This window comes from Mycobacterium dioxanotrophicus (assembly GCF_002157835.1).
GTDB classification, from domain to species: Bacteria; Actinomycetota; Actinomycetes; order Mycobacteriales; family Mycobacteriaceae; genus Mycobacterium; species Mycobacterium dioxanotrophicus.
The window spans coordinates 7,009,787-7,034,418 of the sequence record NZ_CP020809.1 but is presented as its reverse complement, the minus strand read 5'-3'; the positions used below and the strand labels follow the sequence as shown (position 1 = coordinate 7,034,418).

Annotated in this window: 17 protein-coding genes, 2 tRNA genes and 2 pseudogenes; 7 read left to right on the top strand and 14 right to left on the bottom strand. The window is 63.7% G+C overall.

Annotated elements, in window-relative coordinates; all coding sequences use genetic code 11:
- Positions 1-101: 101 nt before the first annotated feature.
- Genes BTO20_RS34085 through BTO20_RS34070 form a run of 4 tightly spaced genes read right to left on the bottom strand, consistent with a single transcriptional unit; the run spans position 102 to position 3,830 of the window.
- Positions 102-926, bottom strand: a complete 825-nt coding sequence (locus tag BTO20_RS34085; RefSeq protein WP_087080617.1) for a MetQ/NlpA family ABC transporter substrate-binding protein — start codon at positions 924-926, stop codon at positions 102-104.
- 36 nt (positions 927-962) lie between these two features.
- On the bottom strand, positions 963-1,631 hold the full coding sequence (locus tag BTO20_RS34080) for a methionine ABC transporter permease (RefSeq protein WP_087080615.1): 669 nt from the start codon (positions 1,629-1,631) through the stop codon (positions 963-965).
- Complete coding sequence (locus tag BTO20_RS34075) at positions 1,624-2,451, bottom strand: methionine ABC transporter ATP-binding protein (protein WP_087080613.1); 828 nt, start codon at positions 2,449-2,451, stop codon at positions 1,624-1,626. The genes BTO20_RS34080 and BTO20_RS34075 overlap by 8 nt, the downstream gene beginning before the upstream one ends.
- Positions 2,448-3,830, bottom strand: coding sequence for an LLM class flavin-dependent oxidoreductase (locus BTO20_RS34070; protein ID WP_087083072.1), 1,383 nt, complete (start codon positions 3,828-3,830; stop codon positions 2,448-2,450). Before BTO20_RS34070 ends, BTO20_RS34075 begins: the two co-directional genes overlap by 4 nt.
- Before the next feature lie 577 nt (positions 3,831-4,407).
- Here BTO20_RS34070 and BTO20_RS34065 point away from each other — a divergent pair.
- Positions 4,408-5,763 (top strand): LLM class flavin-dependent oxidoreductase, encoded by a 1,356-nt coding sequence (locus tag BTO20_RS34065; protein WP_087080611.1) that lies wholly within the window; start codon positions 4,408-4,410, stop codon positions 5,761-5,763.
- Positions 5,764-5,778: 15 nt separating this feature from the next.
- Here BTO20_RS34065 and BTO20_RS34060 read toward each other — a convergent pair whose 3' ends face one another.
- Genes BTO20_RS34060 through BTO20_RS34050 form a run of 3 tightly spaced genes read right to left on the bottom strand, consistent with a single transcriptional unit; the run spans position 5,779 to position 9,734 of the window.
- On the bottom strand, positions 5,779-6,807 hold the full coding sequence (locus BTO20_RS34060; RefSeq protein ID WP_232490941.1) for an ABC transporter permease: 1,029 nt from the start codon (positions 6,805-6,807) through the stop codon (positions 5,779-5,781).
- Positions 6,808-6,811: 4 nt separating this feature from the next.
- Positions 6,812-8,383, bottom strand: a complete 1,572-nt coding sequence (locus BTO20_RS34055) for a sugar ABC transporter ATP-binding protein (RefSeq protein ID WP_087080609.1) — start codon at positions 8,381-8,383, stop codon at positions 6,812-6,814.
- Positions 8,384-8,393: 10 nt separating this feature from the next.
- Positions 8,394-9,734: a sugar ABC transporter substrate-binding protein gene (locus tag BTO20_RS34050; RefSeq protein ID WP_087080607.1), complete on the bottom strand. Its 1,341-nt coding sequence runs from the start codon at positions 9,732-9,734 to the stop codon at positions 8,394-8,396.
- A 139-nt stretch (positions 9,735-9,873) separates the two neighbouring features.
- Here BTO20_RS34050 and BTO20_RS34045 point away from each other — a divergent pair, with 139 nt between their 5' ends.
- The 3 genes from BTO20_RS34045 to BTO20_RS34035 all read left to right on the top strand — a co-directional run bounded on the left by BTO20_RS34045 (position 9,874) and on the right by BTO20_RS34035 (position 15,996).
- Positions 9,874-11,265: an LLM class flavin-dependent oxidoreductase gene (locus BTO20_RS34045; protein ID WP_087080605.1), complete on the top strand. Its 1,392-nt coding sequence runs from the start codon at positions 9,874-9,876 to the stop codon at positions 11,263-11,265.
- Between the two features lie 969 nt (positions 11,266-12,234).
- Entirely contained in the window at positions 12,235-13,734 is a 1,500-nt protein-coding gene (locus BTO20_RS34040) for an APC family permease (protein WP_087080603.1), read from the top strand.
- Between the two features lie 369 nt (positions 13,735-14,103).
- The gene (locus BTO20_RS34035; protein ID WP_232490940.1) at positions 14,104-15,996 is read left to right on the top strand and encodes an APC family permease; all 1,893 of its coding nucleotides are present in this window, start codon (positions 14,104-14,106) and stop codon (positions 15,994-15,996) included.
- 242 nt (positions 15,997-16,238) lie between these two features.
- Here BTO20_RS34035 and BTO20_RS39625 read toward each other — a convergent pair whose 3' ends face one another.
- The 5 genes and pseudogenes from BTO20_RS39625 to BTO20_RS39620 all read right to left on the bottom strand — a co-directional run bounded on the left by BTO20_RS39625 (position 16,239) and on the right by BTO20_RS39620 (position 18,717).
- Positions 16,239-16,694, bottom strand: coding sequence for a hypothetical protein (locus BTO20_RS39625; protein ID WP_157680399.1), 456 nt, complete (start codon positions 16,692-16,694; stop codon positions 16,239-16,241).
- 231 nt (positions 16,695-16,925) lie between these two features.
- Positions 16,926-17,399, bottom strand: coding sequence for a universal stress protein (locus BTO20_RS40810; RefSeq protein WP_232490939.1), 474 nt, complete (start codon positions 17,397-17,399; stop codon positions 16,926-16,928).
- A complete protein-coding gene (locus BTO20_RS40805; protein ID WP_232490938.1) occupies positions 17,396-17,644 on the bottom strand; it encodes a hypothetical protein in 249 nt (82 codons plus the stop codon). Before BTO20_RS40805 ends, BTO20_RS40810 begins: the two co-directional genes overlap by 4 nt.
- A 139-nt stretch (positions 17,645-17,783) precedes the next feature.
- Positions 17,784-17,945: pseudogene (locus BTO20_RS41435) on the bottom strand (amino acid permease); the annotation flags it as partial.
- A gap of 2 nt (positions 17,946-17,947) precedes the next feature.
- A pseudogene (locus BTO20_RS39620) lies at positions 17,948-18,717 on the bottom strand (amino acid permease).
- Between the two features lie 952 nt (positions 18,718-19,669).
- Between BTO20_RS39620 and BTO20_RS34020 the strand changes: the two are divergent.
- The 3 genes from BTO20_RS34020 (at position 19,670) to BTO20_RS34010 (ending at position 20,382) form a co-directional block, all read left to right on the top strand.
- Positions 19,670-20,155: an HNH endonuclease gene (locus BTO20_RS34020; RefSeq protein WP_087080598.1), complete on the top strand. Its 486-nt coding sequence runs from the start codon at positions 19,670-19,672 to the stop codon at positions 20,153-20,155.
- 68 nt (positions 20,156-20,223) lie between these two features.
- A tRNA-Arg gene (locus tag BTO20_RS34015) sits at positions 20,224-20,295 on the top strand.
- A gap of 13 nt (positions 20,296-20,308) precedes the next feature.
- Positions 20,309-20,382 (top strand) — tRNA-Leu (locus BTO20_RS34010).
- Between the two features lie 16 nt (positions 20,383-20,398).
- Here BTO20_RS34010 and BTO20_RS34005 read toward each other — a convergent pair.
- Together BTO20_RS34005 and BTO20_RS34000 are read right to left on the bottom strand one after the other, a co-directional pair.
- Positions 20,399-20,923, bottom strand: coding sequence for a hypothetical protein (locus BTO20_RS34005; protein ID WP_087080596.1), 525 nt, complete (start codon positions 20,921-20,923; stop codon positions 20,399-20,401).
- A gap of 53 nt (positions 20,924-20,976) precedes the next feature.
- Positions 20,977-24,579 (bottom strand): DUF7379 domain-containing protein, encoded by a 3,603-nt coding sequence (locus tag BTO20_RS34000; RefSeq protein ID WP_087080594.1) that lies wholly within the window; start codon positions 24,577-24,579, stop codon positions 20,977-20,979.
- Positions 24,580-24,632: the final 53 nt, after the last annotated feature.

The following is a 24,632-nucleotide window of genomic DNA, read 5'->3' as shown; positions in this document are numbered from 1 at the left end:
AACACCGCAGAAGGAGGCCGCCCGAGATTCCGGGCGGCGACCGCCTGGAAAACCGTCTGACCACGAGCTTCGAGCGCTTGTGCAGGCGCGCGGCGGTGCGGTTACCAGGCGGGGACGAGGACTTCCTTGCCTCCGAACGAATCCAGCAGTTGCTTCTTCACGGAGTCACTCTGGTACGAATCCTTGAGCACCTTGATCTTCTCGGTCTCCTGCTGGCCGTTCTTGACCGCGATGACGTCGGGGGACTGGCTCGACTTGGCTTCCTTGACAAGCGCGGTGTTGTAGTCAATTCCGATGTCAGCGGCCTGCGACCCGTAGAGAAAGCCGGCGTCGGCATCGTCGAGTGCCTTGGGCAGCAAGGCGTAGTCGAGGCCCTGGATCTTGATGTTGCGCGGGTTCTCGACGATGTCCTTGTCGGTGATCGCGAGTGGGTCGACGCCTGGCCGCAGTTTGATCAGGCCCGCGTCCTGCAGCATCAAGAACGTGCGGAAGAAGTTCGACGGGTCGATGTGAGCTGTGACTACGGCGCCGTTCGGCAGATCCTGGATCGACTTCCACTTCTTCGAGAACAATCCACTCGGGTCGGTGAAGGCGGGAAATGCCGCAACGAGATTCCCGTGGAACTGTCGGTTGTAGTAGTCCAGATAAGCCTGATGCTGGTGGTACGTGGCGTCGGCTTCACCGCTTTCCACCGCTGAATTGAGTTCGGGCCCATCGGTGATGAACTTGTAGTCAAGCTTGTAGCCGTGCTTGGCGACCTCGTCCGCCAGTGCCTTGGTGGTGTCCTCGTAGACCGCGATATTGGTCGAGACGAACTTGATCGTCTTGTCGTCGCTGCTGTCGCCGAGTCCGGTGACCGACGAGCACGCCGCAGTGGCACCGGTCATGATGAGCAGTGCAGCGGCGGCGAATGCCTTGAATCTCATATTGACTCCTTCTTGAGGGAATGGGAACGGGGTGGTTCAACGTCTGCGTTTGTCCGTACGGCGGACGAAGTAGTTCCCGGCCATCTGGATCACCTGCACCCACAGGACGATCACCAGCACGGTCGCGGCCATGACGGCGGGCTCGTAGCGGTAGTAGCCGAACGTGATGGCGAAATTGCCCAAGCCGCCACCGCCCACCAGCCCGGCAACCGTCGTGGCCGACAGGTAGATGACACTGAGAATGGTGAACGCATTGATCAGGCCTGGCCGTGCCTCGACCAACAGGATGTGACGGATCAGCTGTAACCGGCTGGCGCCGAAAGCTTGTCCCGCCTCGACCACTCCTCGGCGAACATCCAGCAGCGCCTGCTCGACCAGCCGAGCGAACTCGGGAATCGCGCTGATCGACAGGGGCACCACGACCGCGGTGGTCCCGATCGCGGTGCCGACCACAAAGCGCGTCAAAGGGATCACCGAGATGAGCAGAATCAGAAAGGGGAAGGAGCGGACGAAGTTCACCACGGCGTCGAGCACGAGATAAAGAGATCGATTGGGCGCCAAGGAGTCCGGACGCACTATGTATAACCAGATACCGAGAGCCCCACCGAAGATGAACGCCACGACCAGCGTCAGCACCAGCATGTACGCGGTTTGGGCGGTCGCGATGCCGATCTCGGGCAACACGCCGTGCACCTTCTCAAGCATCGGCGACCTCCCACCCCCGCGACGGCCGGTCAGCCTGACCGAACAGGTACCGCGAAATGGAGGTCTCCGGTCTGATCGGGGCGCCCAAGCTGAAGTTCTCGACGATCACCCCGCGCTCCATCACCGAGATCCGGTCGCACACAGCGTTGATGACGTGTACCTCGTGTGTGACGACGACGATGGTGATACCACGATCGGAGTTGATGCCACGTAACAGCTGGAGGATTTCGTCGGTGGTGCGCGGGTCCAGTGCAGAGGTTGCCTCATCACACAGCAGTACCTCGGGTTCGGTGACCAGTGCCCGCGCGATGCCAACGCGTTGTTTCTGCCCGCCGCTCAGTCGCTCCGGGTACCCGAAGGCCTTGTCCTCTAGTCCGACCGCTGCCAGGGATGCCAACGCCTTCTCACGCCTGGCCGTGCGGCTGACCTTCGCCAGCCTCAACGGCAGTTCGACGTTTTCCACCACGGTCTTGTTCGCCAGGAGGTTGAATTCCTGGAAGATCATCCCGATGGCGCGGCGCCGGGCGCGCAAAGATCGCTCGGAGAGCGTCGTCAGGTCCTCACCATTGACGACGACGGCACCCGACTCGGGTCTTTCGAGCATGTTGACGGTCCGCAGCAGGGTGGATTTGCCGGCGCCGCTGAACCCTGCGATGCCGTGCACGCAGCCACGAGTGATGTCGAGATCCACGTTGTCGAGGGCAGTGAACCGGCCGCCGTCATGGTTGCGGTACGTCTTGGTCACCCCGGCCAAACGCACAAGCGGCTCGGGGACGTCCGGTAGATGCGAGCTGGAAGGCGACTGAGTCTCGGATGTCATGCTCGGGCCGCCGGTCGGGCACCGATCCGGTAGGTCGATGCAGGATGATCATCACCGATTGCAGCAGAGGCGGTTTCGCCGAGCTTCTCCCGCAATGTGCCCGGAAAGTACTCGTTGAGCAACCGACCGCGGCGGCGTAGCTCGGGTACCACGAATTCGATGAAGTCTTCGAATGAACCTGGGCTCACCACGTGCGCCAGATTGAAACCATCGAGGTCGGCTTCCTCTGCCAGCGCTTCGAGGTAATCGGCCACGCGGTGAGGGCCACCGACGATCGTCGGGTGCAAGCCTCCGAGCGCCATGGTGTCCACGATGTCGCGCAGGGTCCGGCCTCGTCCGGAAGCCAGCGTCGACTGCGACGCGTTCGTCTCGGTGCGTTCGACGACTTCATCGAGATCGTGACCGGACCAGTCGTGTCCGGTAAACGCCGAAAACAGTGCCAAGGCACCTTCTGCACTCGAATGGCCAAGGTAATCAGCATGCTTGGACTGCGCCGTCGCGTCGTCGGGACCGGTGATGACAGTCACCGATGTGACGAACTTGATGGCGTCAGGGTCGCGGCCCGCTGCGGCGGCGCGTCGTTTGATCTGGGCGACGTTGCGTCCGATCTCCCGGGCGTCGCGTCCTCCGAGGAAGACCAGTTCGGCGTTTCGTGCTGCGAACTCTTGGCCGCGAGTCGACGCGCCGGCCTGGAAGATCACCGGGGTCCGCTGTGGTGTCGGTTCGCACAGATGAGGGCCCGCTACGGCGTAGTACTTTCCGTGGTGGTCGATGCGGTGCACTTTCGCGGGGTCGGTGTAGACGCCGGCGACACGATCGCGCAGTACGGCTCCGTCTTCCCACGACCCCTCCCAGAGCTTGTATGTCACGTCGAGGAACTCCTGGGCACGGTCATAACGCTCGTCGTGGTCGAACTGCTCCGAGAGCCCCAGATTGCGTGCCGCGCTGTCGATCATCGATGTGACGACGTTCCAGGCGATCCTGCCATCGGTCAGCTGGTCGAGGGTCGAGAACGTTCGCGCGAGCAAGTAGGGCTGCGCGTAGGACGTCGATACCGTCACACCGAAACCCAGATGACGCGTTGCCGCCGCCATCGCTGAAACCGCCAGTAGAGGATCGCTGACCGGCAGCTGCGTGGCATTGCGCAATGCAGCATCAGCCTTGCCCTGATACACCTCGATGGGCCCGAGGACGTCGGCGATGAACAGCGTGTCGAATCCACCCGATTCCAGCAATTTCGCCAGATCGGTCCAGTACTTCAGCGAAGGGTAACGGTATGCGTGGTCGTCAGGGTGCCGCCACAGGCCGGGCGAAATATGCCCGACCGCTGACATCGTGAAACCATTGAGAATCAGTCGTTTTGGACGCGCGGAAGGCATGTCATCTCGTTTCGGTTCGATAGGGAGTCGGCTCAGTCCATCGGTGCGGTCGCCTGACGGCACCGGGCCGGTGCTCAAAAGTAGGTCGGCGGCCGCGTCAGGCGCAGCCGCGGACCACCGCTCGTCGGTGATGCCGGCCGGACGGTAAATGCACGGCAGCAACGTATTGGCGCCGCTGGCATTACTCCGCCTTTCCGAGCCGTCGGTTCACCTGTGGCCCTGCTCACCCGTCATGATGATGCGACGGCGGCAGAGGGGACCAGTTTCGTCTGTACTGTGCCTCAACTGAATCCGCTGCGTCAGTGATCGAATCCGAGAGATTCTTATGGTCTACGCGCGTATTGACGACAGAACGCTCCTTGGCGGACGTATACCGACTGCGCTGCAGTGCGTTTGCGCAGATATCGGTCGAGACGTGATCCCGTCACGTTGATCGCAACGCTGGCCAGCGCAGGGCGGCATCTGCCAATCTTGCTGACGTCCGGGTTATTCGGACGTCCAAACGGTGGTCCCGGATCGGATCGACCAGGTCTCGGAGGACAAACCGATCTTTGCCCTGCCAGGAGAACCGATCTAGATGAGCACACGCGAACTGCACTTGGGCGTCAACGTCCTCTCCGACGGGATGCACCCCGCCGCCTGGCAATACCCCGGCTCAGATCCGAACTGGTTCAGCGATCCCGCATTCTGGGTCGATGTCGCCCGGACGGCAGAGCGCGGCACCCTCGATGCGCTGTTCCTGGCCGACAGCCCCTCGCTGTTCCAGCCGCCGGGAGAACCGTTGGTGGCTCCGCCGCTCGCTCTTGATCCGATCGTGCTGTTGTCGACGTTGGCATCGGCGACGACCCACCTCGGGCTCATCGGAACGGTCTCGACGTCGTTCGAAGAGCCCTACAACATCGCGCGGCGGTTCGCGTCGCTGGACCACCTCAGCCGCGGGCGCGCCGCTTGGAACGTGGTGACCAGCAGCGATCCCTACGCGTGGGGAAACTTCGGGCATGGTGACGAGACGGCGGAGCAGCCCAACCGGGCACAAAGATACCGGCGCGCAGCCGAATTCATCGACGTGGTGCGCGCGCTCTGGGATTCCTGGGACGACGACGCCGTCCTCGCCGACAAGGCGAAAGGCGCCTTCAGCAGAGTCGGATCGATCAACACGATCGACCACCGCGGCGAGTTCTTCAACGTCACCGGTCCGCTGACACTCCCGCGATCCCCGCAGGGCCACCCCGTCCTGTTCCAGGCAGGAGGGTCATCCGGCGGTCTCAACCTCGCAGGCAAGTACGCCGACGGCGTCTTCGCCGCGCAGGCATCGTTGGCCGACGCTCTGCGCAATGCTGACGAACTACGGTCCCGCACAGTCGCTTACGGTCGGCCCAGGGACGCGATTCGGATCATGCCGGGGTTGTCCTTCGTACTGGGCAGCACCGAAGAAGAGGCCTGGCGGCGCAATGCCGAGCTCAACGAACTCGCGGGGGAGCGCAGGCTGGCGCATCTAGCCGCGCAGCTCAGCGTCGACCCGGCCGAGCTCGATTGGGACAGCCCGTTGCCGAAGTGGCTGCTCGACGGTGCCGAGACGATCGGTGGCTCCCAGGGCGCCCGGGACATCGTCGTCAACCTCGCGCGCCGGGAGCAGCTGACCGTTCGGCAGCTGTTGGATCGCGTGATCACGTGGCATCGTTTGGTGATCGGTTCACCGGAGCAGATCGCCGACGCGATCGAGGAGTGGTTCCGGGCGGGCGCGGTCGACGGTTTCAACCTGATGCCCGATGTGTTCCCGTCCGGTCTGGAGCTCTTCGTGGACCACGTGATCCCGATCCTGCGGGCACGCGGACTGTTCCGGCACGAATACCGGCACAGCACCCTGCGCGGCCATCTCGGCCTGCAGCGGGTGCCGGATCGCCGATCGCGGGTCACCGCACAAGCCGGGTGACCGGGACCGAGGGCGTTACTTCACGATGAGTTTGCGTTGTGAAGCCATGGTGAACACCGCGGCGACGATGATGACCAAGCCTTTGATGATGGTCTGTGTGTAGTCGGCCGCCCCGATCTGGTTGAGGCCGTTGGACAGCACGGTGAGGATCAGCACACCGAGCACGGTGCGGCCGACTCCGCCGACCCCGCCCGAGAGCGCGGTTCCGCCGATGACGATCGCGGCCACCGAGTCGAGCAAGATCGTCGACCCCAATGTCGGCCCGGCCGCTCCCAGTTGGGCGGTGAGCAGCAGACCGGCCAATCCCGCAGTGATACCGGAGACCAGCAGAACGAGAACCTTGACTCTCCGGGTGCGCACTCCGGCCAACTCCACCACGCGCTCGTTACCGCCGATCGCGTAGACGTACAGCCCGAAACGGGTGCGGCGGGCGAAGAACCAGATGACACCGAGGGCCACCAATGCGATCAGCGCCGCGTTCTGGATGTTCGGGATCAGCTGTCCGATCGCCAGATTCCGGATCGCCTGATCGGTGAAGTTGATCGTGCTGCCCTGCAGAACGGTCAGGCCGATACCGGCGAACAGTGACAAGGTGCCCAAAGTGGCGATGAACGAGGGAACCCGACCGTAGGCGAAGACCACTCCGTTGAGTACACCGATCGCCGCTCCCACTGCAATCGCGATGAACAGCACCACGATCGGATTGCCGGTCCCGTTGTTGATCAACCAGGCCACGATGGCGCCGGTGAGCAGAGCGATTGAGCCGACGGACAGGTCGACACTGCCTGCCACGATCACCAGGGTGGCGCCCAGCGAGGCGAGCAACAGGATTCCGGCCTGACCGCTGATCAAGGTCAGGTTGGCCGCCGTCAGGAACGCCTCCGCGCGTACCGAGAAGAAGAGTACGAGCGCCAAGAGTGCGGCCAGCGGTAACACGTCGCGTACCAGATTGATGCCGCCCGACAGGCGTCGTCGTGGCGTGGTTCCCGCAACATCCGGCGTGGACTCGGAAACTGGCGCGGAAGTGGCTAATTCGGCGGTCATGTGGTCATCCAATGGTGGTAGGGACGGCGTTCGTGCCTGGCAGCATCAGCGCGACCAGGTCGTGTTCGTCAGGCTTGTTGTCCGCGGGTGCCTGCACAGTGGTCACCAGGCGCCCGTCGGTGACCACGGCGACCCGATTGGACAGGCCGATCAGTTCCGGTAGGTCGTCGCTGACCAGGATGATCGACGTGCCGGTGGCGGCGACTCTGCGCAGCAGGTCGTAGATCCCTTCGCGCGCACCGGTATCCACACCTTGAGTCGGTTCGTCGAGAACCAGCACATCCGGCTCGCGCAACAGCCATTTGGCGATGAGCACCTTCTGTGCGTTCCCTCCCGACAACGACGACACCGGGGCGTCGAGACTGTCGGCAACGATGCCCAGTTCGTCGACATAACGCTGGGCCAGCCTTCTGGCCCGCCCCACCGCCCATAGTCCCACTCGGCGAGTGGCCAGCCGGTCGTGCAAGGAGGCCAACTGGATGTTCTCGACGATCGACGACGAGGTGATCAGGCCCTTCACAGATCGGTCCGGTGGCACATAGGCGATCCCGGCCTGTACGTGACCCGCGATGCTGCCGCGGACTTCCTTGCCGTTGAGGAGAACTCGTCCCGTGGCGGCTGGCACCACGCCGGCAATGATCTCGCCCAACACCCGCTTGCCGGAACCTTCAGTGCCGGCCAGGCCGACGATCTCGCCGGGCGCCACCTCAAGCGTTGCATCCCGCAGGACGCCGGCTCCGGATACCGATTCGACGACCAGCCGCGCCGGCTGCTGCGGTTCGATCGACCGCTGGGTGTGTTCGCGGTAGTAGTTCTCGGCGCGGACCCTGCCGACCATCAGCCGGTGCAGCTCGTTCTCGTCGACGCCTGCGGTGGGGCGGTCGGCCACCGACTGGCCGTCCTTGAATACCGTGACCCGATCGGTTGATTCGATGATCTCCGGTAACCGGTGGGAGACGAAGACCACGGCCGCGACCCCGCGCAACCGCTCGAGCAGTCGCAGGAAGTTGTCCTCATGTTCGGAATCCAGCGCGGTGGTCGGCTCATCGAAGAGCACCACCGGCCGCTGCACGTCAAGCAGCTCTGCGAGCGCGGTGACCCTGGCGATGTCGAGACTCTGCTTCTGGCCCGGGCTCAGCCGGCCGGTCGGTGCGGATACATCGACCCCGTCGACCTCCGCCCGCAACAATGCGTCGGAAGCCGCCTTTCGCAGCGCACGCCGGTCCAATCCGCTGCTGCGGGTGCGGAACAGGTGCTCCCAGCCGAAGAACACATTCTCGTAGACGGCCAGCGAATCGATCAGGTTCGGATCCTGAAACACCCGGAAGATCCCGAGCCGGTTGGCTTCCTGGTAGGTCTTGGGGGCAATCTCCTTGCCGTCGAGCCACAGCGACCCCGCGTCATGGGCCAACACTCCGGACACGATGTTGAGGATGGTGCTCTTCCCGGCGCCGTTCTCGCCGATCAGGCCCACCACCTCGCCGTCCCCGACCGTGAGGTCGACACCTTTGAGAGCTCGGTGGGCACCGAACGTCTTGACGATTCCGCGCGCCTCGAGCCGTATTTGCGTTGTCATGGCGTATCTTTCAGACCTTCTGATAAGGCGACGGTCCCAGTACGGGAGTGCGGTAATGCGCGTTGTAGAGCGCCCGGACCCGGTCGAAATCGCCGTTGCGTCTGGCTTGCAGGTAGGACTCCGGATACTGGAATCCCTTGGGCTTGGGCACTCCTGGCCAGATGGACTCGAGGTCCTCAACGGGATAGCCGTCGAACTGTAGGTCGAAGTCTGCGGGGTGCTCGGTGCGTGACAACAGCTTCACGTCGAACGACTGCGCGATGGGCCCGTCGACGTAGCGGGACTTGAAGGCCTGCACGTTCTCGGCGGTGATGATTTCGGCGTGCCAGCCGTAAAAGCGTTCGGCGGGTTCAGGTTTCCAGCCACGCAACCGGTCATGAAACTGGGCGAGGGTGAAGAACGACGGATACGCAGGCACGTTACCCGTCGTGACCAGTTGTTTGCCCGCGACGATTCGGTCTATCCCTGCGGTGGAACCGTTGGCGCCCACCACGAATACATCCTTGCCCGGCACCTTGCCGGCGGCCTCGATACCGGCGACGACGCCCGTGGCCGCGTCGTCGTTGACGGCCACGATGCCGACGGTGTCGGGGTAGCGCGCCAACAGCGTTGCGGCCGCCCGCTGCGAGAGATCGGCGTCGTACTTGGCATGCAGTTCGCCGGCGAAGCGAATCTTCGGGTATTTCTTGAGAGTGTCGTGGACCGCGAGGCGACGCTGGACTTCGCAGCCGTCGATCGACGGATAGTAACCGCCGACGCGCACGATGGTGCCCTCTTCGCCGATCTTGCGGGCGAGCACGTCAACCGCCTTACCGACCGCGATGTACTCATCGGGCATCAGGAACGTGTTGTATTTGTCCCCGTCTGCGTCGCTGTGCCATGGCGTGTACCAGGCGGGCGAGTTCCACGCCGCTTGGAACAGCACGCCCCCGTCATTGGCGTCATGGGCCAGCGTGGGTAAGGCGCCAGGGTCGTTGAGCCCGACGAAAATGGCGGTGGTCTTCTGCGTGAGCAGTTGGTTGAACTGATTCGACTGCACGGCTGCGTCACTTTTTCCGTCGAGAACCACGCTCTTGTAGCCGAGCTGACTCGCCGCGTCTTGAAAGGCCTTGGCCCACTGCACCTGATAATCCCCGGTGGCCGACCAGTTCAGCAAGGCGAACTGGCCGTCGGTGTAGGCGACCGCGTCTCCTCGTGCGGCGTCACGACGGCCGACCGCGGTCAACGCCCCTGCCGCGGTCAGTGCGGCCGCGCTGCCGGCCAGCAGTTTGACGAACTGCCGCCGGCCCAGTCCGTAGGTGTCCAGGCGGTCCAGGACAGAGTCGATGGCGCGTCGCTCATCGGAGGTCATCGGGCAGAAGCTAGCCGACGCCTTGGGGCCGAACGATGGTCTTGCTCATCGTGAACGCCACGGTGAGGATCTTCGGGAATGCGACGCATCGTGATCGAAACGATTGCACCATGCCGTGTTTCATCGCCAGATTCGGTGAATGTCGACCTCGCCCGCACCGCCTCTGCGTTTTTCCGCCTTCGTCATGAACACCACCTCGCATATCCTGCAGGGACTGTGGCGACAGCCCGATGCGGGCCAGACCGACTTCAATTCGTTGGATCACTGGGTACATCTGGCCAAGGTCCTCGAACGGGGCCGATTCGACTTCATATTCTTCGCCGACGTCGTGGGACTCTACGGTGACTACGGCGGGTCCTATGAGAAGTACGTGCAGAGCGGCCTGCAGATACCCAGTAACGATCCCAGCGTTATCGCGTCGGCCATCGCCTTCAACACCACCGATCTCGGAATCGCCGTCACCAGCTCGGTGATCCAAGAACACCCGTTCAACTTCGCGCGAAAAATCTCGACGCTCGATCACGCATCCCACGGGCGCATCGCCTGGAACATCGTCACCAGCGCCTTGGCCAATGCCGCCCGCAACTTCGGCTACGACGGACTCGAGGAACACGATGAACGCTACCGGTGGGCCGACGAATACGTCGACGTCACCTACAAGCTGTGGGAGGGGTCCTGGGACGACGGTGCGCTGTTGCAGGACCGCACCCGTGGTCTGCACGGCGACTTCAACAAGATCCACAAGATCCATCACGCCGGCAAGCGGTACCGGGTAGAAGGCCCGCACCTGGTGGCACCCTCGCCGCAACGAACACCGGTGCTGTTCCAGGCCGGATCATCCTTGGCCGGGCGTGATTTCGCTGCCCGCAACGCCGAAGCGCAGTTCATCATCAGTCCCGGTCCTGATGCGGCGCGTGACCTGATCGATGACACCCGACGCCGGGTGGTCGCCGCGGGGCGCAAACCCGGTGATCTGAAGTTCTTCCAAGGTTTGCATTTCGTGATAGGCAGCACCGAGCAGGAGGCCCGCCGCAAGGAGCTCGACCTCGATGAAGCGATCGACCTCGACGGCATGGTCGCCCACCTGTCAGGGGCCGTGGGCGTCGACTTCGGCGGCCACGACCTGGACACCCCGCTTGGTGACATCGCCGAGACCGACGGCACCCGCAGCATCGTGCAATGGGTACAGGAATCGGTGCGCGGTCGGGAGGCCACCGTGCGCGACCTCGGACTGTTGCAGGGACGCAACTCTCGTGTCGTCGGAACCCCGGAGAGTATCGCCGATCAACTGCAGCGCTGGCGTGATGCTGGGGTGGACGGGATCAACGTCGTCAATGCCACGATTCCGGGCAGCTACGAGGAGTTCGTCGATCACGTCATTCCGGAGCTGCAACGCCGCGGTCTGGCGCAGCGCGAGTATGCGCCGGGAACAGTGCGTGCCAAACTGTTCGGCACCGACCTGATCAACGATCGGCATCCTGCGGCGCAGTACCGCGGTGCATTCACCACCGCGGCGACCACCAGTCCGTAGGTGACGATCGCGGTGCTGACCGCGGTTGGTGACACGCTGAAGTCTGCGACCATGCCGCCGATCGATACCGGCAGCGCGGCGACGTTGAACGACATCAGCATCTGGGCGAAGGCAACAGTGGGGGTCGCGCGCGGCATTTCATGGTTTTGTCTGCCTTGCAGACGGGTCCCGGTGGTGCGAAACCTCGCCGGTAATGCAAGCCAGCGATGCTGCCGAGGAGCCCACCATCACGTTGCTGTGAGTATCTGATGGCTGACCACATATCCCGGCGGATCAGCAGGACAAGGCTTTTGAGCGGTTGGCGCGGTTGGATGCCGGCCCGGGTGGGCGGTACAACGATCTTGACCTTCAACTCGCGTCGGCGAACGTCGAGGTCAGATCCATTGTCGGACAGACGCGTACGACGAGTTTGCATGGTAGGCAAGGGGTTTGATGGTCGTATCAGTGTTGGTGCCTGAGGTGAGCCGGAGACTCGAAGGTGTGCGAATACGCGGTCGGCATCGTCGCCGAGTCTCACCGCCTGGCATTAGACCTCGAAGGGCGGGTAATTCGCTGCTTCTGTTACCGGCCCGTGGCGCGACTGTCGCGGTCGGCGACGCGTACTACGTTGTTGCCGAAGTGATTTGGAAGACCGGTGGCCACCTTTTATGAACATTCCGGCGACGGGTGAGAAGTTCTGCTGCGTAGAAGAACGGTCGGTGCGGATCGAAGTCAGTCAATTAGAAGGTCTAGGCAATCGCTGCTCGACTGACTGGGCTGTGGAGCGGGATCTCGGACGTTGTTGTGGCGGTGGGTTTTTGCGTGGGCAAGCAGTGCTGATCTGGGGGTGTCGGGGGCGGTCCGGGGCGTACAGGTTTTTCACAACAAGAAATTCTGTTTCTTGCCGCGAAACAGGCGTACTGTGCTCCGAATCACACCGCTGAGGTGCGTTCGTCCGCTGCACGCCGCAGCCCCGCGAAGGGACGCGACATGACGTCGAACCCCGTTGGCCAAGAACGGAAGTTGCACAAAGGCACCAACTGGTGGGGTGCCTTTGTCATCGGTCTGGCCGGCCCCATCCTGGTCACCGGGATCGACCCCCCGGCCGTGCAAGCCCTCGGCGCGGCCGCGATACCCCTGCTCGCCGTCACGACAGCGATCGGTGTGTTGCTGTGCCTGTTCGCCGCCGAACTGGCCGCCGTGATGCCGCACCGCACCGGCGGCCTGCCCTCCTACACCACCGAATCCTTCGAACTCGTCCACCCCGCCACCGCCACCCACCTCGGCGGCCTGTCGGCCTGGGCCTACTGGCTGGGCTGGTTTCCCGTCGCCCCCATCAACATGATCCTGGCCTCGGCCTACATCACCCAACTGTTCTCCATACCGCAAGGACCATCGTTCCTGCCGTTCGGCGGACTGGGCAGCCCCATCACGCTCTCGGTGCTGATCATCTCCGTCGTCGCCATCGCCATCATGTACGTCCCGGCCTACTTCGGCATCAAACTGGGCGCCGAATTCGCCACCATCCTGGGCATCGTGTCCATGGCACCCCTGACCATCCTGATCCTGCTGCCCCTGTTTCACCCCAGCTCGATCCACCTGAGCAACCTCGCCGGCTTCCACTTCGCCCCCGGCGTCCTGGGCAGCCCCACCCTCATCCTGGCCTGGATGTTCGTCATGACCTGGTCGGTGCTGGCCATGGAAGCCGCCGCCTGCTACCTCGGCGAATGCCGCAACCCCGCCCGCGACGCCAAAATCGCCATGACCATGGAAGGCGTCTACGGCTTCTTCATCTTCGTCTTCATGGCCGTCGCCCTGGTCGCAGTCCTGGGCGTGGCCAAAGACGCCGACCCCCTGACCATCTTCACCTCACTGATCACCGCCGTCACCGGATCCTCGGGCGGCTGGGTGCAATGGGCCCTGGGCCTACCGCTGATCGTGGCGCTGCTGCTCTCCGTACTCAACGCCATCATGGGCTGCGCCCGCTCCCTCTACCAAGCCTCCGAAGACGGCATGCTGCCCCGCTGGTTCGGCCACCTCAACACCCACGGCGTGCCCGCCCGCGCGATGGCCTTCAACGTGGTCTGCTCATTCCTGGTCCTGCTCTTCGGCAGCCCCCTGCGCATCTACATCTTCTCCAACATGGGCTACCTCTTCTCCGCCGGACTGGTGTTCTTCGCCTACTTCGCCCACCGCCAAACACGACCCACCATCCACCGCCCCGTACGACTGCCCGGCTTCATGCGCTGGCTGTCCCTGGCCATCGGACTATTCGTCCTGGTGCTATGGCTCTTCGGCGGCTGGAACAGCCCCGCCATCGTCATCGGCACCCCCAGCCACACCCTCTTCTTCGTCGGCGTCCTCATCCTCGCCGCCTACATCCCACTACACATGTGGCGCCGCATCACCGACCGCCGCCGCCCACACACCACACCCACACCCATCACCACCCACACCCCCGAACCCGAACCGGAACCGGAACCCGTATGAACAGGCCGATAAATCCGCATCCTCTGGTGTGGAGACCCAGCGAAATCCGGGCATAACCGAAAACGACACCCACCCCTCGGTCGCCAGCTGACGACCGATCACCCTGACCGGGCCTCTGGCGACCATGACACGCCAGGTGGGGGGCCCAGAAAAGACAGCGGAACTCCCAGTACCGATGGATTGTCCTGCACGACACCATCTCACCTGGGGTTCCGCTGTCGTTCGGACCCGGCCGTGCCCAATTGCCTTACCAGCCAATGCCCTTCGTGGAGGAACACGATGACCCAGACCGGGCTTCCAGATATCACAGTCGCCGATCCGATACCGGACAGACGTCAGCGTTCAGCGAGTCCGTTCGTTCGTTGGCTGATGCGCGAGCGGATCACGTCAATCACCGGGCCGGAGGTATCCGAGGAGCACCACGAGGAAAACGCCTGGTGGAAAGTGATGTGCCTGACCGGTGTGGATTACTTTTCCAGTCTTGGTTATACGCCGGGGATCGCCGCATTGGCCGCCGGCGCCATCTCGCCGCTCGCCACGCTGCTTATCGTGTTCCTGACCCTGCTGGGCATGCTGCCGATGTACCGGAGGGTGGCCCAGGAGAGCCCCCACGGGCAGGGATCGGTGGCGATGCTGGAACGACTGTTGCCGTTCTGGCGGGGCAAACTGCTCGTGCTCGTGCTGTTGGGGTTCGTGGTCACCTCATGGATCATCACCATCACCCTGTCCGCGGCTGATGCCACTGCGCATCTGATCGAGAATCCTTTCACACCAAAAGCTTTCGACGGCCACGCTGTCGTGATCACGGTGATCCTGCTGCTCATCCTGGGCGGGGTGTTCCTGGCCGGCTTCAGTGAAGCGGTCATCGTTGCGGTGCCGCTGGTGGTGGCTTACCTCGGCCTCAACCTGGTTGTGGTGATCGCCGGGGTGGTGTCCTGTATCGGCCAACCTGTCCGCGTGCACGACTGGTTCACAACGATGCTGGCCACCGGCGGCGCGGGGAATGCCCTGGTCACGGCTTTCATTGCGTTTCCGCTGTTGGTCCTGGGCCTGTCCGGGTTCGAGACCGGGGTGAGCATGATGCCGCTGATCAAGGCTGACGGAAAGACCGACAAGGAGCGATTGAAGAGCCGAATCGCCCGCACCCGAAAGCTTCTCGCCTCCGCGGCAATCATCATGAGTGCCTATCTGCTCGCGACCAGCTTCATCACCACTGTGCTCATCCCGGCCCCGGAGTTTGCCGCCGGCGGGCAGGCCAACGGGCGTGCACTGGCATACCTGGCCCACGGTCTACTCGGCAATGGGTTCGGTACCGCTTACGACATCAGCACAATCCTGATCCTGTGGTTCGCCGGCGCCTCGGCCATGGCCGGGCTGATCAACATCGTGCCGCGCTACCTTCCTTCATACGGCATGGCCCCCGAATGGGGCCGCGCGCTACGCCCCGTCGTGCTGCTCAACACCGCGATCGCGATCGCGATCACCATCTGGTTCGGGGCGGATGTCGACTCCCAGGCCGGCGCCTACGCCACCGGCATCCTGGTCATGATGATGTCCGGGGCATTCGCGGTGACCCTGGCCATGCGCCGCTACCACCGCACCGGCGCCGCCATCGGATTCGGCCTCGTGACCGCGCTACTGGCGTACGCCGTGGCTGTGAACATCATCGACAAGCCGGACGGCATCGTCATCTCAGTGCTGTTCATCGTCGCGATGGCCGTGGTCTCGCTGGCTTCTCGGATCAGTCGCAGCACCGAACTGCGGCACGAGCGCATCGAATTCGACGACCTGGCACTGGCTTTCATCGCCGACGGCATCACCGCGGGATCGCTGCATTTCATCGCGCACCGCTATCACTGTGACGAGACCGCAGAAGAGCTGAAAGAAAAAGAACACCAGCAGCGTCTGCTCAACCCGATCCCACCCGAGGCGCACGTCATCGTCGTCGAGGTCGAAGTGACAGACCCCTCGGAGTTCTCCTCCACTCTGATCGTTCACGGGATCGAAACCGCCGGCCACCATCTGCTGAGACTGGAGAGCGCAGCCGCCCCGAACGCCCTCGCCGCGTTGATGCTGCGCGTGCGCGACCACACCGGCCTACTGCCACACCTGCATTTCCAATGGACCGAAGGCAATCCCCTCGCCCACCTGGCCCGATTCGTCCTACTCGGCCAAGGCGAGACCGCGCCGGTCACCCGCGAAGTGCTCCGCCAGGCCGAACCCAATGTGAAACGCCGACCGATCGTGCACGTCGGAGGATAACCCGCTGCCGCAGGCTCTCTCCGGTGTCTGCGGTCAGGCTTGGTTGGCCGCATCGTAGGTGTACTCGGCAGCCACGTTGGTGACAGTTGGTTGATCGGGGAGACATGTCCACCAATCCCGGAGGTCCTCCCGTGTCACACGAAAACAGTCAAACGCCGTCCCTGCGAGTACGTCTCGGGATGGGTAGCTTCGCCGCGTCGGGCATCCATCCGCCGTTGATGCCGCCGTGTTCGCCCTCGCGTTTATGACAGGCGACGACGTGGCCAGGAGACCGCGGGTCCGACGTTTTGCGGCTGGGTAACGGCCTGTGGCACCAGCCGACGGATGAGATCGCGCAGCTGCGATTCGTTGTCGGTGCCGGCATAGCACTCCAGCCATGATTCCACAGCTCTGATGAGCTTGGTCGGCAGAGGAAATCTTTGGCGCACAACAATATCGAGCACTCGCCGGATGGTGGCGGATGCTTCGCCCGCACCCAACGCAGCGTAGGTCCAGGCATGCTCGGCGTCGGTGAAGCAGGCCGCGACCGTGTCGGCAAGCGACCACGCCAGCTTGACCTCTGATCCGGCGCGGATTTGGTGTCTTGAGCCCGGTTTCGTGGAACTTTTTGAACGACGCGCGGGCGGACCGCCGGATCGCCCGATCCCTGACGTGTCCGAGTGGGAGCTTGGTGTGTGCTGGCCTTCAAACCCGCTCACGACATACCTTCCCGTCGTGTTTGACCGTTCGCCGACCGAGCCCTGTGGGCACCGGATAAGGGATGTTCAGGCCAGCTGCCCAACGCCGGGGGCATCGGCCGTGGTCGCCGGGTTGGTTGTCGCTGAATTCACTAACGCCCACTCCGGGCGCATCGGCGACAACCTGACCCGGCTACCACCTCGACGCATCGAAGCCCGAGTCGCTTGATTGGCGATGGGCGGGTTATCGCATCAGGGCTGAGGTATCGATTCGACGGTCACGCTAGGTTCTAATCGGCGCGCGAGCCGGCGATGTAAATCGCCTTCCAGGAACCGCCGAAGTGGGCTGGCGGTCGATGTTTCCATCAGGACCCGCGTTGCGCCGCGAAGGCGAACGATCCGGGTGATCGCACGGTCGGCGTGGCGGGTGACCACGATCTGGCCGTCCACATCGACACCCGCGCGGCGCAGCCTGTCGACGGTCTTGGTGACCCCGGTGTTGGCTGCCGCGGATTCTCGCGCCGTTGGCATAAGACCGGGGTTGGGCATTCCGAGGGAATAACCGTGGATCTTCAGTGGCACAACAACTGTCGCTGTGCCGCCCGCGGCACGTGCGGCCTTGAACAGTGCGTCGGATGCGGGGGCGTTGGGGCGTATGACGATGACGACGTCGCGGGGCGTTGCGGGTTGCTGATCGCCGCGGCGGCGTTTGAATTTGGTGTTCATACGGGTTCCGGTTCCGGTTCGGGTTCGGGGGTGTGGGTGGTGATGGGTGTGGGTGTGGTGTGTGGGCGGCGGCGGTCGGTGATGCGGCGCCACATGTGTAGTGGGATGTAGGCGGCGAGGATGAGGACGCCGACGAAGAAGAGGGTGTGGCTGGGGGTGCCGATGACGATGGCGGGGCTGTTCCAGCCGCCGAAGAGCCATAGCACCAGGACGAATAGTCCGATGGCCAGGGACAGCCAGCGCATGAAGCCGGGCAGTCGTACGGGCGGTGGATGGTGGGTCGTGTTTGGCGGTGGGCGAAGTAGGCGAAGAACACCAGTCCGGCGGAGAAGAGGTAGCCCATGTTGGAGAAGATGTAGATGCGCAGGGGCTGCCGAAGAGCAGGACCAGGAATGAGCAGACCACGTTGAAGGCCATCGCGCGGGCGGGCACGCCGTGGGTGTTGAGGTGGCCGAACCAGCGGGGCAGCATGCCGTCTTCGGAGGCTTGGTAGAGGGAGCGGGCGCAGCCCATGATGGCGTTGAGTACGGAGAGCAGCAGCGCCACGATCAGCGGTAGGCCCAGGGCCCATTGCACCCAGCCGCCGAGGATCCGGTGACGGCGGTGATCAGTGAGGTGAAGATGGTCAGGGGGTCGGCGTCTTTGGCCACGCCCAGGACTGCGACCAGGGCGACGGCCATGAAGACGAAGATGAAGAAGCCGTAGACGCCTTCCATGGTCATGGCGATTTTGGCGTCGCGGGCGGGGTTGCGGCATTCGCCGAGGTAGCAGGCGGCGGCTTCCATGGCCAGCACCGACCAGGTCATGACGAACATCCAGGCCAGGATGAGGGTGGGGCTGCCCAGGACGCCGGGGGCGAAGTGGAAGCCGGCGAGGTTGCTCAGGTGGATCGAGCTGGGGTGAAACAGGGGCAGCAGGATCAGGATGGTCAGGGGTGCCATGGACACGATGCCCAGGATGGTGGCGAATTCGGCGCCCAGTTTGATGCCGAAGTAGGCCGGGACGTACATGATGGCGATGGCGACGACGGAGATGATCAGCACCGAGAGCGTGATGGGGCTGCCCAGTCCGCCGAACGGCAGGAACGATGGTCCTTGCGGTATGGAGAACAGTTGGGTGATGTAGGCCGAGGCCAGGATCATGTTGATGGGGCGACGGGAAACCAGCCCAGCCAGTAGGCCCAGGCCGACAGGCCGCCGAGGTGGGTGGCGGTGGCGGGGTGGACGAGTTCGAAGGATTCGGTGGTGTAGGAGGGCAGGCCGCCGGTGCGGTGCGGCATCACGGCGGCCAGTTCGGCGGCGAACAGGCACAGCAACACACCGATCGCTGTCGTGACGGCGAGCAGGGGTATCGCGGCCGCGCCGAGGGCTTGCACGGCCGGGGGTCGATCCCGGTGACCAGGATGGGCCGGCCAGACCGATGACAAAGGCACCCCACCAGTTGGTGCCTTTGTGCAACTTCCGTTCTTGGCCAACGGGGTTCGACGTCATGTCGCGTCCCTTCGCGGGGCTGCGGCGTGCAGCGGACGAACGCACCTCAGCGGTGTGATTCGGAGCACAGTACGCCTGTTTCGCGGCAAGAAACAGAATTTCTTGTTGTGAAAAACCTGTACGCCCCGGACCGCCCCCGACACCCCCAGATCAGCACTGCTTGCCCACGCAAAAACCCACCGCCACAACAACGTCCATCGCGGATCGCTGCAGGCATTCATCATCGTGGGCCGGTGGGGAGAAAAAGGTAGTTGTGCTGGCGGGCGTCGCTGCTACCGTTGATCGCATGTCTATGACGTGCAACGACAATTTGCTGGCCGGGATGCATCGCGCATCTACGGCCGCTTTGTCATGCGCGGGCGCGGTCGGCGTTGCTGCCGACTTTTGGATCAGCGAAATTCTGCGCAACAGCGAAAGCTGGTCCAGGCGCTTCCGGTTGTTCCATCCCCTTTCTGTCTCGGCTCTCGGTGTGCGCATCAACCGGAAGCAGGGCCTGAAAGAAAAATCTCATACATCTCTCACGATGGCTGTTTGCCCCGCTAGGAACGTCGCTCGACATTCCTAGGTTTCGTTGTATTCAATTACGTTGTAGTGCAGCGTTACTCGGTAAAAATACCGGTTTACAACCACCGCGCTCCGTAGCATCATCAGAACCGCACCGCACGGTGAACAGCGTGATGTCAATCGCAGGTGGAACCACGAATCTCCCTGTCGTGCAAGGTCCCAATCCCAGCCATCAACTTGTGTCCGTGACCATCATCAGAAAGGAGGCACGCGGCCATGCCGATTCAGATACCCGATCTGACAGTCGAGGTCTACAACGCCGACTACCGCGTGCTGTCCCGAATACCGTGGCAGGACGCGATCCAGCTGATGCTGCGTGACGCCGTGTACGTCATCGATCGCCACAGCCCGGCCGTGCACATCCATGGCCCCTCGCTGGTGATCGAGCTGCCCATGTCGGTGGAGTTGCGCGAATACGTGCACATTCCGTACCGGCACAACGAACGTGCAACGCGCGAAGGAATTCTGCGCCGCGACCGCAGCACCTGTGTGTATTGCTGTGGACGTGCTCAGACTATCGATCACGTGCTGCCCAGGAGTCGCGGCGGATCTGACTCCTGGCTCAATTTGGTGGCGGCCTGCCAGGCCTGCAATGGCCGCAAAGGCGACCGCACTCCATACGAAGCCGGGATGCGCATGATTCGCGAACCGTTCGAACCTCGTCAGCGCGACAGGTTCGCGCGGATGCCTGCACTGGTGTGACGGGCGCGTTGGAAGAGCCTGGCTCAACCTCCGCCCGTTCACCACGTGCGCGGCGCAGACGTCCGAATGCCCCTGTAGCTCAACGGAAAGAGCGACAGCCTACGACGCTGAGGATGGGAGTTCGAATCTTCTCAGGGGTACTTCCGTCAACACGTCCTTGTAGCCCAACTGGTAGAGGCGCTGGATTCAGATTCCAGTGGTTGTGGGTTCGACTCCCTCCAAGGACACCGCCAGCCGTAGTGCTCAGACGTTGCCGAACGTGGTGACGGCGTCAGCGGTCGCGATAAAGCCGTTGTACTCGGCTCCTGAACCCATCCGGCAGGCCAGCGCGATGGTGGCGGTCCACACGCAGACCGCATCGTCGAACGCGTACGCGGTGTCCTTGGGTAGCAGATTGATCGGTTGGCCCTCGAACTGGGGAACACCGGTGGACTGTGGTGCGTCGCCGTGGGTGAATTTCACCGGGGTGACCACGTCGCCCGACTCGAAGAGGTTCACCCAGTTCGCCCCGTCGGGCGTGCCAACCAGTGGCCCCGTGCAGTTCACCGCATACATCGCACGGTGATTCGACGACGTGCAGTACAACCCGCTGGGTGTGCGGAACCCACGCACTGAATACGCCAGTCCGGGCCGCACCGTGTAATCGTCCTCGGACACCTTCGGATACGACGAGAAGTCGGGAACGTCCGGTGCCGCTTGCGCGGGAACCGCAGGCGCCGCGGCAAGCATGATCAAACCTCCGACGAACGCCTGCACGATCCGCTTCATACAATTCATTCTCGACGCTCATCTGGGCGACGGCTCGCACCAATTCGGGCTCGCTATCGCTTGATCAGGCGCCCATCGGGTCGTCCGTACACGACGTAGGCCAGCCAGGTGGGGTCACCCGCGGCGCGGCACTTCTGCCGGGCGGCCACTGTCGCTTGTGCCACGGTTTTGCCGGCGATCAGCTCTCCGTAGAACTCTTCGGTGAAGATGCGGGCCGGTTCGTCGACAACCGACCACAGTGTGCTGACGAAGATGCCCGCCCCGGCTTTCAGGAACGCCTGGGCAAATCCGCCGACCCGCGTCAACTGGTAACCGGCACGCCCCACCTGGCAGGCGTTGAGAAACACCAGTGGGCGATTGCCCTTCTCGATGCGTAGCCTCGCGTACTGTTCGACCAGCGTCGGGCTGAGTGACACCGGCTCCCAGCGACCATTCATGTTGCGCACCTGGATGATCAGTCCGGCGTTGGCGATGTCGCCGGCGTCGGCCATTCCATGCCCGGCGAAATGCAGGAGGTCGAATTGGCCGGGCTGTTCGAGCAGAGTCATGATCGTCTCTACATCGGCTTCCACCCGCGTGGCACCGAACGCCGATTCCAGGTAGTCGAACTCGTTGGCCGGTTCCGCGAGGCTCCAGCCCGATCCTTCCGGATAGGACGGAGTGATCGCGTTCGCATGTCCGGAGCGCACCTCGACCTTTTGTGGTGCGATGCGTGCGTTGTCGATCCAGCGAACCAGGCCCATATTGGCCAGGAACAGTTCCTCGGTGGGCAGTTTGCCGTCAGGGCCTTTGAGATGGACGATCTCCCAGGGAATGAACGGGTCGACACTGTTGACCTGAATCTGCTTGATCTTGTCCCGGTTATCCCAGAGCTGCCGTTGGATGGACTCGGGTAGCAGTTCGTCGAACAGCTGTCCCCCGTAGGCGCGCAGTGCGCGGTTGAAGGCCGTGGCGTCTTTGGCACTCGTGCCCCAGTCCGCCTCGATCTGCTTGTACAGCTTGGTCACATAGTCGAGGCGATCGCCCTTGATCGTGTCGGTGGTATCGCGCAGCTCGAGGTCGAGCGTTTCGGATCTGAAGCGCACATCGAACTTGGTGTCGACCACAACCTCGCGCTGACCGTCCGGCGACATCGCGACGGTGGTGTTTTCGTCAATGATCAGCTGATCAGAGTTCGGCGCGTCGGTCACTGTCGGGAGCGCGGCGCAGACCGCGGCGCGCCCGCCGTCGGCCGGCTGGCCGTTGACGACGGTCACGTCGAGGACGAGTTTCACCAGGTCGACCGGCCCCTGTCCGGCGATGACCAAGAGCTGGCCCGGGCCGGGACGAGTGCCTGTCACAGAGAACCGAAGGCTGCGCGGCTCGCCGGCCACCGGCGGCTTGACGGTGGCGTGCTTGTCGCCGTTGATGCTCAGGTTGATCCGCGGCACCACGTGCACGGTGATGGGCTTGGTGCTGTCGATGTCGGCCGAGCCACCCTTTGCGTTCGGCCCGATGAGGCCCTCCAGCACCTCCAGCGCAATATCAACGAGGACAAGTGATTCCTCCGTAGTGCTGATCACTGCGTCAGTCTCGGCGCGGAAGTAAGCCTGAATGGTGGGCTGTGCCGCCTCCTCGAGCTGGTCGTCGAGGGCAAGGGCTTCTTCCTGGCCGCCGCGCCGTCGCCGGCCCGCGTTTGCGTCGAGAACATCGGTCGGCGGTACCACGCCCACAGGTGAACCATCCAACAGCACAACGGTTCTCGATGCCCACGGCGACGCCGCGGCAGGCGGTCGCGGCGCGATGATCCTGATCGAACTGGTCGCCGGGGAGGGCACGGTGTCGGTCAGCGCGCCGGTCTGAGTGAGGCTCAACTGACTCAGCTCGGGCGCGATGGCTCCGGTGATACCGAGGAACTCGTCGGTGGTGAAGGCGTAGTGGACCACCTGGCCGTCGGCGTCCAGGTCCCGCACCACCGCGAAGTCGTGAGTCGAGTCGCGCAGCTGTCGGGTCACGATGTTCACCGGCGAGTACGCGTCGATCATCGCGAAATTGGTGTCGACGAAATCGGGCAGGGCGTTGACCATTTGGCCGACAGGAAAAGCGTCGGCACCGGGCGAGGCGTCGGTGTCGGGCCGCCCGAGCAGCCAGCCTTCGATCGCCTCGAGCACCGATTGATCGACGAAATAGGAGCAGTGGTAGGTGGTGGGGTTGTCGCCCAGGGCGAAGGATTGGTGGATGAGCCCCGGCGTGCCGGGGTCGACCGCCGTCATGGACTTGACGTCGACCACCAGATCGTTTGCCTCACCCATCAATTGGTCGACGAAGCCGTCGGCGACGAGCCGTTTCAGTTTGTCGGGTAGCTCCTGGGGTCCGGACAGCCCGGTGACCTCGAAGTCGGATGACACCGTGTAATACGCCGCGGCGATCGGATGTCCGGGTGCGGCGCTGCGGTTGATGTCGGTGATGAACCTGCCGCCGGGGACCATGGCCCCCAGCCCCGGCACTCGTTGCTCGTCGGCCGCTTCGGCGACGATGGCCTTGACCAGGATGGCAAGAGCCTGAAGCGATTCCCGCAAAATGGTCGTCACTGTCGCTGCCGGCGGCGCGGCAATGCCGATCACCCGGCAGATGCCGACCGCGAGATTCGTGTAGAGGTCGACCAATGTCTTCCAGTTTTTCGGGCTGGCCAGCAGTGTGCCGGCGTTCGGGCCTGCGACCATGACGACCTTGCCGATGCTCAGCCGGTCGTCTGCCTCCAGGGCATGTTCCACCAGACTGCGGACAACCAGTGCGCCGCGGCTGTGGGTGACGACATCGATGTCGACGCCGGCATCAGCGGGCAGTGCGCGCAAGGCAGTCAGCAGCTGTTCGGCGTTCTCGAGCGGGTCTTCGCTGAGTGTGCGGTGGTCGAAGCCCAACACCGCGTCGTAGTCCGCCACGGCCCGCTCGAGGAGGTGCTTGCCGGCGTCGGTGCCGATGAACGAGCCGAAGCCGCCGCGCGTGGAGCTGAAAGTGCCGTGGACGAGAAGCAGCACCCGCGCGCGTCGATCGGTGGGCAACGGGACTGTCTTCGGGTCGGCGAGCTTGGTCCACGTGACGGGATCGACCTGGTCGATCGTGACCACACCGGGCTCGATCGCACGCTCCAGCCGTTTGACGAGTTGGCCGATGACCAGCCTGGCGGCAAACCGAAAGACGATGGTGGTGACCGGCTTGATCAACGCGTCGGAGATCGGACCCCGCTTGGGCGAAGCTCCCCCAGGCGCTTTGGTGTCGAGCGGGATCTCGAACGTGACGATGGCCGTTGACGGGCCGCGGCGCGTCGCCGGCGACGGCGCCTCTTTCGCGCCGGTGATCCAGGAGTAGTAGCCGTCCTGCTCGACGAGTACCACCGCGTGTTCGTCAGGTGCGACGTCGACTCGCATCAGCGCCGACGGCGCCGGGCCGCGGCGGCGAGGCGCTGGTGCACCGGCGGAGACCTCGAGTGGCACGGTGTCGACCACGGTGAGTTGGTCCGCCAGGGCTTGGGCGACCACGTCGGGTGGAACGACATCGGTTGGAGCAACGGCGCCGGCGCCGCCACGGCGACGGCGACCCACGTCGGGTCGTTCCTCCGCGATCGACACGTTGTCGGGAAGGTCGAGCTCCAGTGCGCCACGGCGGATGGTCGCCATCGTGTCCTCCTATTCCTATCGCAAGACGTGACGGGGCGGTTCGCTGGTCCTGG